This is a genomic window from Pedobacter ginsengisoli, assembly GCF_002736205.1.
Taxonomy (GTDB): domain Bacteria; phylum Bacteroidota; class Bacteroidia; order Sphingobacteriales; family Sphingobacteriaceae; genus Pedobacter; species Pedobacter ginsengisoli_A.
In genome coordinates, this window is sequence record NZ_CP024091.1 from 289,037 (window position 1) to 301,222 (window position 12,186).

General features: G+C 38.1%; 11 protein-coding genes. 6 read left to right on the forward strand and 5 right to left on the reverse strand.

Annotated features, from left to right (window positions below; translation table 11 throughout):
* Positions 1-14: 14 nt before the first annotated feature.
* Positions 15-1,454 (forward strand): alpha-L-fucosidase, encoded by a 1,440-nt coding sequence (locus CPT03_RS01105; protein ID WP_099437115.1) that lies wholly within the window; start codon positions 15-17, stop codon positions 1,452-1,454.
* A gap of 3 nt (positions 1,455-1,457) precedes the next feature.
* Here CPT03_RS01105 and CPT03_RS01110 read toward each other — a convergent pair whose 3' ends face one another.
* From CPT03_RS01110 to CPT03_RS01130, 5 genes are all read right to left on the reverse strand, one after another.
* A complete protein-coding gene (locus CPT03_RS01110; protein ID WP_099437116.1) occupies positions 1,458-4,595 on the reverse strand; it encodes an efflux RND transporter permease subunit in 3,138 nt (1,045 codons plus the stop codon).
* A gap of 17 nt (positions 4,596-4,612) precedes the next feature.
* Complete coding sequence (locus CPT03_RS01115; RefSeq protein ID WP_099437117.1) at positions 4,613-5,713, reverse strand: efflux RND transporter periplasmic adaptor subunit; 1,101 nt, start codon at positions 5,711-5,713, stop codon at positions 4,613-4,615.
* 7 nt (positions 5,714-5,720) lie between these two features.
* Positions 5,721-7,004, reverse strand: coding sequence for a TolC family protein (locus CPT03_RS01120; protein WP_245869935.1), 1,284 nt, complete (start codon positions 7,002-7,004; stop codon positions 5,721-5,723).
* A gap of 74 nt (positions 7,005-7,078) precedes the next feature.
* Positions 7,079-8,440, reverse strand: a complete 1,362-nt coding sequence (locus tag CPT03_RS01125) for a sensor histidine kinase (protein ID WP_099437119.1) — start codon at positions 8,438-8,440, stop codon at positions 7,079-7,081.
* Positions 8,437-9,117: a response regulator transcription factor gene (locus tag CPT03_RS01130; RefSeq protein WP_099437120.1), complete on the reverse strand. Its 681-nt coding sequence runs from the start codon at positions 9,115-9,117 to the stop codon at positions 8,437-8,439. The genes CPT03_RS01125 and CPT03_RS01130 overlap by 4 nt, the downstream gene beginning before the upstream one ends.
* Positions 9,118-9,450: 333 nt before the next feature.
* On the opposite strand from CPT03_RS01130, the gene CPT03_RS01135 reads away from it, so the two are divergent.
* From CPT03_RS01135 to CPT03_RS01155, 5 genes are all read left to right on the forward strand, one after another.
* The gene (locus CPT03_RS01135) at positions 9,451-9,993 is read left to right on the forward strand and encodes an ORF6N domain-containing protein (protein WP_099437121.1); all 543 of its coding nucleotides are present in this window, start codon (positions 9,451-9,453) and stop codon (positions 9,991-9,993) included.
* Between the two features lie 56 nt (positions 9,994-10,049).
* The gene (locus CPT03_RS01140; RefSeq protein WP_099437122.1) at positions 10,050-10,496 is read left to right on the forward strand and encodes a KTSC domain-containing protein; all 447 of its coding nucleotides are present in this window, start codon (positions 10,050-10,052) and stop codon (positions 10,494-10,496) included.
* 109 nt (positions 10,497-10,605) lie between these two features.
* Positions 10,606-11,031 (forward strand): hypothetical protein, encoded by a 426-nt coding sequence (locus CPT03_RS01145; protein ID WP_157766313.1) that lies wholly within the window; start codon positions 10,606-10,608, stop codon positions 11,029-11,031.
* A gap of 32 nt (positions 11,032-11,063) precedes the next feature.
* Complete coding sequence (locus CPT03_RS01150; protein WP_099437124.1) at positions 11,064-11,651, forward strand: DUF3267 domain-containing protein; 588 nt, start codon at positions 11,064-11,066, stop codon at positions 11,649-11,651.
* A 49-nt stretch (positions 11,652-11,700) separates the two neighbouring features.
* Entirely contained in the window at positions 11,701-12,183 is a 483-nt protein-coding gene (locus CPT03_RS01155; RefSeq protein WP_099440963.1) for a hypothetical protein, read from the forward strand.
* Positions 12,184-12,186: the final 3 nt, after the last annotated feature.

Sequence of the window (12,186 nt, forward strand, 5' to 3'; positions counted from 1 at the left end):
ATTAACCATACACGATGAAACTAATAAAAACCTATTCAGCAGCGGCATTGTGCTCATTATTGTTTACTGCAAACAGTTATGCGCAATCCTCCGTAGCAGCACCTAAGCCTTATGGTGCAGTACCAAACAAGAATCAATATGCCTGGCAACAAATGGAGTACTATATGTTTATCCATTTTGGACCAAATACTTTTACAGATAAAGAGTGGGGGCATGGCGATGAAGACCCAAAAGTATTTAACCCTAAAAAACTTGATGCCCGCCAATGGGCCCGTACTGCAAAAAATGCCGGTATGAAGGCCATTATCATTACAGCTAAACATCACGATGGTTTTTGCCTTTGGCCAAGTAAATTCAGTACACATACTGTTAGAGAAAGTGCCTGGAAAGATGGTAAGGGAGATGTGCTAAAAGAGCTATCTGCAGCTTGTAAAGAATATGGACTAAAATTCGGAGTTTATTTATCTCCGTGGGATCGTAATCACCCTGAGTATGGTACTCCTAAATATAATGATGTATTTGCAAATACTCTTAATGAGGTATTAAGCAATTATGGAAGTGTTTTTGAACAATGGTTTGATGGAGCAAATGGTGGCGAGAAAAAGCAGGTGTACGACTGGCCTAAGTTTTATAGTGTAGTGCGTAAAAACCAACCACAGGCAGTAATATTTAGTGATATTGGCCCTGATATTCGCTGGATGGGGAATGAAAGAGGTGTTGCAGGTGAAACCAACTGGTCGACCTTAAACACAGATGGTTTTGGGGTAGGGGCTGCAGCGCCTGAAGGTAAAGTGCTTAATACAGGTAATGAAAATGGTAAATATTGGATCCCGGCTGAGGTTGATGTATCTATCAGACCGGGTTGGTTTTACAGCGCCAGCACCGATGATCAGGTTAAAACGCTTGATCAGCTTGAATCTATTTACAATACTTCTGTTGGCAGGAACAGTAACTTATTGCTAAATGTTCCTGTAAATCGTGATGGTTTGATTCATCCAACAGATTCAACCAGATTAATGGAATTCAAAAAATATCTTGATGCTGCCTACAAAACTGATCTTGCAAAAGGCAAAAAAGTAACAGCAAGCAGCTTCAGAGGAAAGGATAAAAAATTTGCTGCCCAAAACTTAACGGATGGAAATGCTGAAACCTATTGGACTACTGATGATCAGGTTAAAAATGCAGTAATTACCATAGATTTGGGTAAAGAAACTGAGCTTAACCGTATCGTACTTCAGGAGTATATTAAACTAGGACAAAGAGTAAAATCTTTCTCAGTAGAGTATTTGGAAGGGTCTGAGTTTAAAACCCTAGATACACAAACTACCATTGGCCGCAAGAGAATCCTGGTGTTCCCTACTGTAAAAACCAGTAAGATCAGGGTGAATATCCTGGATGCAAATGCCTGCCCGGTACTTTCAAGCGTACAACTATATAAAGCACCGGACTTATAGGCATTAATTCTGTGGAGCAGATGATAGATGTAAATGTTTAACCTTTTTCTGGTATGCCCAGTAGACAACTATTGGGTATACAAAAAGGTTAAATAATGTATTGGTTATTAACCCGCCAATAACTACAATAGCCAGAGGTTTGGAAGCCTCTGAACCTATTCCTGTTGATAATGCGGCCGGCATCAGACCAATGGCAGCCATTAAAGCGGTCATAATTACGGGGCGCATTCTGCTGGCAATACCATCTTTCAATGCATCAGCAAATGTCCACTCGGGTCTATGCTTTAATTCTATCATATTGCTTTTAAATCGGGTTATAAGGATTACCCCATTTTGTACGCATATGCCAAACAGCGCAATAAACCCTATACCGGCAGAAATATTAAAGTTAACTCCTGTGGCCAGTAACGCAAGTATCCCTCCAATCATTGCAAACGGTACATTGTTTAATACCAGAAGTGAATCTTTAATGTTCCCAAACAGTACAAACAGGATAAAAAATATGAGCAGCAAACTGATTGGAACAGCCTCTGATAGGCGACTGGTAGCCCTTTGCTGGTTTTCAAAATCACCTGCCCACTCCAGTTTGTATTCTTTAGGGAGCTTAATCTGAGCCTTTACTTTTGCCTGTGCCTCAGCAATTACACTACCCATATCGCGTCCTCTTATAGAGAATTTAATGGCCCCATAGCGTTCATGTTTATCACGATAAATGATACTTGGCCCGGTAATTTTACGGATAGTCGAAATTTCACTTAACGGAACTTTGGCACCCGAAATGGTAGGAATCCTTAAGGCACCAATTGAAGCTTCGTCTTTTCTGAAATCTTCAGGATACCTGATCCGAAGATCAAACTTGCGCTCTCCCTCATAAATTTGTGTAGCAGCCTTACCGCCAATTGCCATCTCTATTATGGAGTTTGCATCCTCTGTTCTAACGCCATATAGCGCCATTTTACTTTGATCAAGGTTTATCTGTAATTCCGGTTGTCCAAGATTTCTAAGAATTCCCAGGTCTTCAATACCATCAACTGTTTTTAAAATATTATATATGTCCTGTTCATGCTTTTCAATAAAAGAATAGTCGTTTCCAAACATTTTAACTACAATAGACCCTTTTACACCTGAAACCGCTTCTTCTACGTTATCAGAAATTGGCTGAGAAAAGTTTAAACTAATGCCCGGATAACCTTTAAGTTTTTCCTGCATACGCTCCACAAGTTCCTCTTTGGTTTGCTTGCGTTTCCATTCTGCTTTGGGGTAAATATCAACCAGAAATTCCATGTTGTAAAATCCCGTTGCATCGGTGCCATCATTTGGCCTGCCGGTTTGCGATATTACTTGCTTAACTTCTTCAAAGCTTAAAAATATCTTGCGCATTTCGTTCGAAAGCTTTTTGGTTTCATTAAGTGAAACGCTTAGGGGGGCACTTGCCCTTACATATATGGAACCCTCATCAAGGGTGGGTAAAAACTCTGTTCCTAAAAATTTAAAACTGAACAGGCCAACAACAAGTATAACCATAGCGGTGCCAAACACGAGTTTTCTGGCTTTAAAGCATGCCGTGTAAACCCGCATTACCACTTTTGCAAGGAACTCTAAAAATATGTTGTGCTTTTCTTTAATGTTTTTTCTGAGCAATACACTGGCCATTGCAGGTACCAGGGTAAAAGTTAACAATAAGGCACCCAGTAATGCAAAACTTAAGGTCCATGCCAGTGGCGAAAACATTTTGCCTTCAACCTTTTCGAAAGTAAAGATTGGCATTAAGCCGGTAATGATAATTAGTTTGGCAAAGAAAATACCCTTTCCATTCTCCAGACAAGCTCTTTTAATGATGCCCAGCTTGCTCATCCGGTTAAATTTCTCTGTTCCGTTTTTATGGGAATTATAATCCAGAGCCACAAAAATCCCTTCTACCATTACTACCGCACCGTCAATAATGATCCCAAAATCTATGGCACCCATAGAAAGCAGGTTGGCCGACATTCCCTTTAGTTTTAAGCAAATAAAAGCGAATAATAGTGCCAGAGGTATAATAACCGAAACGATCAGTGTAGTTCTCCAATCGGCCATGAATAAAAACACGATCAGGGTAACAAAAATTATCCCCTCCAGCATGTTGTGCATTACTGTATGTGTGGCAAAATTTACCAGATTCTCGCGGTCATAGAAAGGGCTTATTTTTACATCACCTGGTAAAATGGTTTCATTTACCTCCTTAATTTTTTCCTTAAGGTTGCGGATTACCTCACTTGGGTTTTCGCCCTTACGCATTACAACAATCCCTTCAACCACATCAGGGTCGTGGTCTCTGCCCACCTGGCCTAATCTCGGCAGAGCCGATTCCGTTACCTCGGCAATGGTTTTAACATATACCGGCGTACCATTAAAGTTGTCAATAATGATGTTTTTGATCTCATCAATATTATTTAAAACGCCAATTCCGCGTACCACATAAGCTTGTCCACTTTGCTCAATCACATCGCCACCCACATTAATGTTGCTTTTAGAAACAGCTTCGAAAAGTTCAGTAGCAGTTACTCCGTATTGTAATGATTTTTGTGGATCAACTGTGATCTGGTAGGTTTTTACTTCTCCGCCAAAGCTTACCACATCGGCTATACCCGGTACTGATAGCAACTCACGCTGTACCACCCAGTCCTGCAAAGTTTTTAGTTCTCTTACAGATTTCTTATCGCTCTTAAGTGTGTAACGGAAAATCTCTCCGGTGGGTCCGTATGGGGGCTGTACTTCCGGCTTTGCACCCGAAGGCAGGTCGGCCTCATCAAGGTGGTTATTGACCTGCACCCTTGCAAATTGATAATCTACATCGTCTTCGAATGTGATTTTAACTACTGATAATCCAAACAAAGAAGAAGAACGGATACTTGTTCTTTTCTCGGTTGGGTTCATAGCTATTTCGAGTGGGCGGGTAACAAACTTTTCAACCTCTTCGGCACTGCGGCCAGGCCACTGTGTAATTATGGTTATATTGGTATTTGTTACATCCGGAAAAGCTTCAATGGTGGTGTGCTTGAAACTCAAATATCCCGCCAACACTAAAATAAAGGTGGCAAAAAATACAAAGTATTTATTTTTAAGGGAAAAATTTATGATCGACTTAATGAATTGATTCATTACTGTAAGTTAAGTGGTTACTGAGGTCTCAAACTGTCGTACAGGAAAAGTTGTTTAGAGGCAACAACTCTATCTCCCGCATTAAGGCCTTTACTGATATAAGCCTTGTTTTCAAATTTTCTGCCTATTTCTATTTCCTGTATGCGTACTTTTTTTATAGGATCAAGCACCAGAACGTAGTATTTATTGTTGTCAAAAATGAGGCAATCTGTACTTACTACCGGCAAGGTTGCACCATTCCTGGTAGCAATTTGTACAGTTGCCATCATTCCCGGCTTTAATAAATAGCCAGGATTATCTATTACCACCCGTGCATTCATTACTTTACTGTCATTATCCAGCATGTTGTAAATCTTACTGATCTTGCCTTTAAATGGCTTATCAGGATAGGATAGAATAGAGAGGTTTACCTCATCGCCTTCTTTAATTTTGGAAATGTCTGACTCATAAATATTGATCAATGCCCATACATTTGAAAGATCAGCTATTGTAAACAGGTTCTCATTATTATCAGGCCTGACCTGCATGTTGCTGGTTACATTTTTATCTATTATAAAGCCAGATATTGGTGCTTTTATGGCATAGGTGCCATTTTTATTACCTCCGTTTAGTGATAAAATAGACCTGCTTCTTTTATCCTCGGCCTCTTTAACCAGAAGGTCGTTTTTTGCCTGTTCAAGATCTCTCTCAGAAGCTAGCCCACTTTTAAACATATCCTCCGTAAGCTTTACGCTACGTTGTGCATTTCTTAATTCAGCTGAAGAGCTGATGGCTTCTTTATCAAAACCTGCCATTTCTGCACTGGTCATGGTGGCCAGTAATTGTCCTTTGCTTACCCGATCTCCAAGCTTCGCCGGAACGTTTTTTACCAGGCCGCTTACCATAGGATAAATTTTTGAAAGATTCTCTTCGTTAGCTGTAATCTTTGCCGAAAAATTAAGGTCTGCCTGATTATTTTCGCCTTGCACAGTATCTATTTCCAGTCTTTTAAGTAAGGAATCTGTGATTACAAATTTTTCTTCCTTTGGAGCTTCTTTGGGCTGTTCTGAACAGCTTTGCAGAAATATTACAGCAGAAAGAGCGGTGAGTGTACTGATGGTTTTAATGATTTTTTGCATGTGTGCGTTATTTAAAAATAGTTGAGCCGGTAACAAAATTGATTTCTTCCTTGGCGTTCATGCGCTCGTATTTTAAGGTGTTCATTTGAAGTGTGCTGGCTTTATAGGAGTCGTAGAAATCCAAAAATTCGATAAGGCTGATGTTCCTGTTTTTGAAATTTTTAATTACTTCAACAATCAATTTGTCAAAATCAGCATTGAAATTACTATCGAAGCCACGGTATAATTTTTCAGTTCTTAAAGCCGATGTATAACTGTTGTATACTTCATTGGACAAAGTTGCTTCCTGCTGATCGAGCTTAGAATTACTTGCATCAATTGCAATTTTTGCCTTTTTTATTTCACCCTGATTCCGGTTAAACAATGGAATTGGAAGTTTTATGCCTAAGCCGGTATAATTGTCGGGATAGGAACCCTTAAGGTCATAAACAAGAGAGAGTTCCACATCAGGAATGGCATTGGCCTTTTGCAACCTCAGGTTGTTTTGTGCAAACATGATCCCTGTTTTTGCGAGCTGAAGATCAGCACGGTTGTTCATTGCAGTATCCAGTAAACTGGTATATGGCTTTTTATCAGGTTGATAATTTTGTTCCTCTGCTGCCGAAACTACAAGCACAAGATTGGCATCAGGCTTAATATTTGTCATCAGTTTAATCTGAGTTTGCAGATCTTCAATGTCGTTAAGCAGACTGTTGTATTCTCCTTGCAAACTATATAGCAGAGACTTAATTCTTATGACGTCCTTCATAGCCACATTTCCCATTTTTAACTGCTGTTCATTGGCATTTAATAAAAGTTCCAGAGAATTAATCTGCTCCTGATATACTTTGGCCGATTGCTGGTCGTAATACATCTTATAGAAGGTTGAGCTAAGCGTGTACCGCAAGGTGCGCATCAGATCAAAATATTCGTACTCGGCCAGTTTAACACCGGTGGTAGCCAGTTTAATATTTTTATTGCGTTTGCCGGCAAGCTTAATCATTTGAGATAAAGAGGCTTGATACTGACCGGTAGCCTTACTGGTTTCCAGAAATCTTTTGGTTTCCTTGTTGTACAAAAGATTTTCGTAACTGATTTCCGGATTGTCGAATAAGCGGGCGGTTATCACATCGGCTTTTGCCTGATCTGTTTGGTATTGCTGGGCAATTAGCTGGTAGTTGCTCTTTACAAAAAGACTTTCGGCATCCTGCAGACTTAGTTTAATTGAATCTGTTACCTGTGCTGAAGCTGTTGCTGTAAAGAAAATGAGCAGTGTGCAGCCTAAAAAGGTATTGAATCTTAAAGGTATCATGACCATTTGTGTAATGTTTGGTCAAACCTACCCTGAGGGAATTAAAGCGAAATTAAAGCGAAATTAAAATGAGATTAAAATCGCGGGAAGTGCACATGGAAAGTGGTGCCCTGATCCTTTTTTGACTTTACAGTGATGTTTCCGCGGTAAAGTGTAATGATTTTATGTGCCATGTATAAGCCCATTCCGCTGCCAGCATGTTCGGCTTTAGCTGATGAGCTGTAAAAAGGTTTAAATACATTGTCAACATCTGCGGGTTCTATTCCGACACCTGTATCGGTAATTAAAATATGAATGCCATCATCCTCAACCTCAAGCGTACATTTAACAGGCCGATTGTCTGAAAACTTAAATGCATTTGAAATAAGATTATCAATTGCAATTTGCAATAGGGTAGGGTTACAGGCAATGGTTAGCAGATCTTCGTCCATAGGCAGGTCTTTTACCTCAACCAGAAGCTGATGTTTATCGGTTTTCTTATTCCATTCCTGCTGCAAACTCCATATCATTTCATCAATACGTACCTTTTGGAGATTAGATGAACCATATTCAAGATCAGCCTGGGCAAGCTTAAGTAAACTGCTGATAATGTTTTCCAGCTTTTCGGAGTCTTCCAATACCGAGGATAGGGCTTTTTGGTATTCTTCTTTACTGCGATTCTGAGAAAGTGTAATTTCAGTACCTATGATCATTCGGGTAATTGGTGTCCTGAGTTCGTGTGAAGCATTAGCCACAAATGTTTTTTGCAATATAAATGACTGCTCCAGATGCTCCATCAGGTTGTTGAAGTTTTGTGCCAGCAGATGGATTTCGTCTTTATTTGTACCTTCTTTTACCCTGAAATGCAGGTTGTTTGACTTAATGAGTTTAACCTGATCTATAAAAAGATCCAGGGGCAGGAGTATTTTTTTTGCAATCCATCGTGCAGAAACAAGCAACCCAATAAAGATAACAAGGAAAATAACGGCCATTATTTTAAGCAATTTTTCAGCCCTGGTAATAGTACTTTGATCGATGGCAGAGGCCAGGATTACAAAATCACCCTGGTTGTCTTTATAATAAATACCTACCACTTGTCTGTTGCCATCCTTAAATCTGGCTTTTTTATATCGCCTTACCCTTTCGATGGTTTGAATGTTCCAGTATTGCTGATCATCACCAATAAAAGTTGCGTCGTTTTTGCTGTTATAAATACGGATCACCTCTCCATTTAGCTTTTCGAGGTATTGCTCCCTTACACGGCTTAATGAATCACTTGATATTTCATCGGCTTCCAGATAAAGTTTGGCAGTAACCATGGTTCGGTCTGTAAGTCGATCAAAAAAGTCGCCCTGCATAAACTTTATGAAGGTAAAATATATGGTAAAGAGTACACAAACCAATACCAAAGTGCTGATCAGTGTAAAGTATAAAGCCAACCGGTCTTTTATTTTCATGACTCTTTCAGGATATAGCCCATCCCAATTTTTGTATGTATCAATCGTTTATCAAAGCCCTTTTCAATTTTCTTTCTGAGGAAATTGATATAAACATCAATTACGTTTGTGCCAGTATCGAAGCTAATATCCCAGGCATTTTCTGCAATGTATTGTCTGGATAGTAATCTGTTTGGGTTCTTTAAAAATAACTCTAGCAGTATATATTCTTTAGCAGTAAGTTCAATTGTTACGCCCGCTCTTTCAACAGATTTGCTATAGGTGTCCATAGTGATATCTGCAAAATTAAGGATATTATGCGGGGTGAATTTTTTATTGTTTCTTCTTAAAAGCGCCTCTAAGCGCGCAAGTAATTCTCTGAAATGGAATGGTTTAAGTAAATAATCGTCGGCCCCGGAACTTAGGCCGGTTACTTTATCCTCAATAGAGCCTAGCGCGGTTAGCATAAGGATGGGAAGGTCTTTGTTTTTTGCTCTCAGTTGGCGGCATACCTCGATGCCGTTTAAACCGGGCATCATAATGTCCAGTATCACCAGGTCATATTCGTGATCTTTAAACTCTGTTAAAGCGAGGCTGCCATCATGTATAGGGGTAACATGGTATTGATGTTCCTCTAGTCCGCTTTTTATTAAAGCGGCTATTTTTACATCATCTTCTGCTAATCCAATTTTGAACATATATGGCAAATATATAGTATCTGGCGGAGAAGTTTTATACAGGTGACTTCCAAATAGCAAGGAAAATCATGATTATTAACGGGGGGTTGCTAGGGTGTTGGGAGGTCTTTAGCCCTACCAAGGCCCTAGTAAAGCTCTCTGAACGCCCTGTCAATGATCTCGCATACGGATCTTTCTAGTAGTTGAAAATTGTCATAGTTTTATGTACATCTCAAAATATTGATATTATACTCAATTTTTACTTTAAATACTTTGTTGTTAATCTATTAGATATTTTTGTTATTTTAAGTTTCCTTATTATGTTTGGTATGCTATAATAACTGAATAAAGATTATGACTGATAAACTTGTAGGAATTCCTGATGAAATTGTTTTAAATAAAATTTATATGATAAGAAATCAGAAGGTGATGTTTGATTTTGATCTTGCTGCTCTATATAGTGTCGAAACTAGAGCTTTGAAACAAGCAGTAAAAAGAAACATTGTCAGATTTCCGGATGATTTTATGTTTCAGCTTAGTAAAGAAGAATGGTTAGAGGTTATCACAATTTGTGATAACCTCCCACAGAATGCAAAGTATAGTCCATCTAGCCCATTCGCATTTACAGAGTACGGGGTAGTAATGTTATCAAGTGTTTTAAGCAGTGAACGTGCTATCAAAGTTAATATCGAGATCATAAGAATATTTACAAAAATCAGGAAAATCCTGTTAGATAATAAAGATGCTTTGATTAAAGTAGAACAATTTGAAAAACAGATGATTAAACAAGACCAGAAAATAGAGTTGTTATTTACATACCTTAATAAATTTATAGATAAGGAAGATACTCCGAGGGAACAGATAGGATTTAAAGTATCACATGGTGCCAAACATTAATTAATTGAAACATAATATGATTACCCGAAAAATCTGCGTACCTTCGCGCAAATTTTATGAAAAAGATCGTTGATTACAGGAAGTTATTGGGTGTACAGAAGGATACCGAATTAAAAGAACTAAAAACCATTTACAGGGGCTTAATGAAAGATTGGCATCCTGATAAGTTTCAGGATAGTGAAGAGGCGAAGTTAGAAGCAGAAACGAAAAGTAAAGAAATAATTGAGGCTTATCATTTTCTGGTTAGTATTGCCCCTGAAACATTAGCACTTTCACTTGACGAGTATACTCAAACTACTGCTACTTGCGGTATTGCTGATTATAACTGGGCAGGTTTAGTACTAACTGTTCATTTCCTTGATGGCAGTGCTTATGAATATTTTGGCGTACCTAAGGCGGTTTATGTGAAGTTAGTAAATGCTGATTCGCCTGGTAGGTTTGCACGCAGACATATTTTTGGATCTTTTCCTTACAGAAACATAGTAAAACTGGAAACAGCTTAAGTTAAAGCTGATATCGAATTTATAAAAATCGCTAACCTGAGCATAAAATTGTTAAGGTGTAGCGATTTTTGCTTTTTAAACGTTTTTATATATAACTTAAAGCATGGACATGAAAGTGTATTTTTTAGCAATTATTGCTTTTACAACTGTGGGCTTTTATGCCTGCGAGAAGCAAAAGTCTGATCCGAATATTGAGCAAAAAATAATTGGCAAGTGGGAACTTAAATCTTCAAGTGGTGGTTTTACTGGTAAAACTATACCTATTGAAGAGGGAAAAAGCTCAGTTTTAGCATTCAAATCTAAAAGTACCTACCAGCAGATTGAAAATGGTAGCGTAGTTAAGGAAGGGAAATATGTGCTTTCGGAAGTTAAAAGTATTTATTCAGGGCAACTGGAAACAGCAATATCATTTAATGAAACAGATCCCATCTCTAAAGAGCAAAGGAAATATGTACTTGGGTTGAGAAATGATTCCTTACTTATCAGCGATAACTATTATGACGGTTACAGCAAGTTCTATTTGAGGGTAAAATAATTCAATTTACTTTTATACCTTAGTTCCATACTATGGAACAATTCAATATATCCGGCTATAAAATGGAAGAAATGACTATTGATGCCGCAAAAGCGCAGATTACTTCAATTGTCTATTTTATCCCTTTTGTTATTTTATTTTGCCCACTTTACTATTTTTTGTGGGGTGACGGAACACTTGACCTATTCAAAAATTTATTTCCAAAGGAGATGAATGGTTTGCTGACAAGCGCAATCATGATTTTGGTAATACTTATAGGAATTGTGCTCCATGAATTAATTCATGGAATAACATGGTGCCTGTTTGCAAAGGAAAGATTTAAGTCGATTAAGTTCGGTGTAATCTGGAAAGCGGTTACGCCATATTGCCACTGTAAAGAGCCTTTAAAAATAAAACACTATATATTGGGTGCTATTATGCCTGCTATACTGTTAGGAATAATCCCTGTAATTTTAGCTTTAATTACCGGAAATATTCAGCTTTTTGCATTTGGTATGTTCTTTACCATGGCTGCCGGAGGCGATTTTATGATGATAAATATGATTAGAAAGTTGGATATGGAAACATTAGTACAAGATCATCCTTCTAAAATCGGATGTATTGTTTATAAAACCATATAGCATCAAATTTTGTATAGTATTTAGTAAACCCTCAATTTAAATTATGGTCATGAAAAAATCAGCACTTTATTTAGCACTTATAGCTTTGCCTTTGGCATTTAGCTGCAATCAGGGAGGAGATAAAAGCTCGGAACTAAAAGATAGTACAATGATTGATAGTGCAGACGCCCAAGTGAGCAATGAATGTTTTATTGCTATTGATGGGGTTGATACTGCACATTTAAATGTAATAACCTCTGGAAAGGGAAAAGTTACAGGTGGTTTGGTTATAAAGTATCATGAAAAAGCAACCAATGATGGCTTAATTGACGGAAAGTTTAGAGGTGATACCTTGTTTGTTGATTATACCTTTAAAATTGGCGAAAATAAAGCCATTTATAAAAACCCACTGGCATTGTTGAAAAAAGATGGTAAGCTGGTTTTAGGTGTGGGTCAGATTGAAACATCGTTAGGGAGATCATATTTTGTGAAGGGAAAACCGATTAACTTTGAAAGAGGTAGGTTTACTTTTGCCCCAACCGAATGTAAATAGATA

Excerpts from the sequence above, each read along its gene's own strand:
- CPT03_RS01115 (WP_099437117.1), bottom strand. The coding sequence starts at position 5,713 with ATGCAAAAAATCATTAAAACCATCAGTACACTCACCGCTCTTTCTGCT.
- CPT03_RS01155 (WP_099440963.1), top strand. The coding sequence starts at position 11,701 with ATGAAAAAATCAGCACTTTATTTAGCACTTATAGCTTTGCCTTTGGCA.
- CPT03_RS01135 (WP_099437121.1), top strand. The coding sequence starts at position 9,451 with ATGACTGATAAACTTGTAGGAATTCCTGATGAAATTGTTTTAAATAAA.
- CPT03_RS01130 (WP_099437120.1), bottom strand. The coding sequence starts at position 9,117 with ATGTTCAAAATTGGATTAGCAGAAGATGATGTAAAAATAGCCGCTTTA.
- CPT03_RS01150 (WP_099437124.1), top strand. The coding sequence starts at position 11,064 with ATGGAACAATTCAATATATCCGGCTATAAAATGGAAGAAATGACTATT.
- CPT03_RS01105 (WP_099437115.1), top strand. The coding sequence starts at position 15 with ATGAAACTAATAAAAACCTATTCAGCAGCGGCATTGTGCTCATTATTG.
- CPT03_RS01110 (WP_099437116.1), bottom strand. The coding sequence starts at position 4,595 with ATGAATCAATTCATTAAGTCGATCATAAATTTTTCCCTTAAAAATAAA.
- CPT03_RS01125 (WP_099437119.1), bottom strand. The coding sequence starts at position 8,440 with ATGAAAATAAAAGACCGGTTGGCTTTATACTTTACACTGATCAGCACT.
- CPT03_RS01145 (WP_157766313.1), top strand. The coding sequence starts at position 10,606 with ATGAAAGTGTATTTTTTAGCAATTATTGCTTTTACAACTGTGGGCTTT.
- CPT03_RS01140 (WP_099437122.1), top strand. The coding sequence starts at position 10,050 with ATGAAAAAGATCGTTGATTACAGGAAGTTATTGGGTGTACAGAAGGAT.
- CPT03_RS01120 (WP_245869935.1), bottom strand. The coding sequence starts at position 7,004 with ATGATACCTTTAAGATTCAATACCTTTTTAGGCTGCACACTGCTCATT.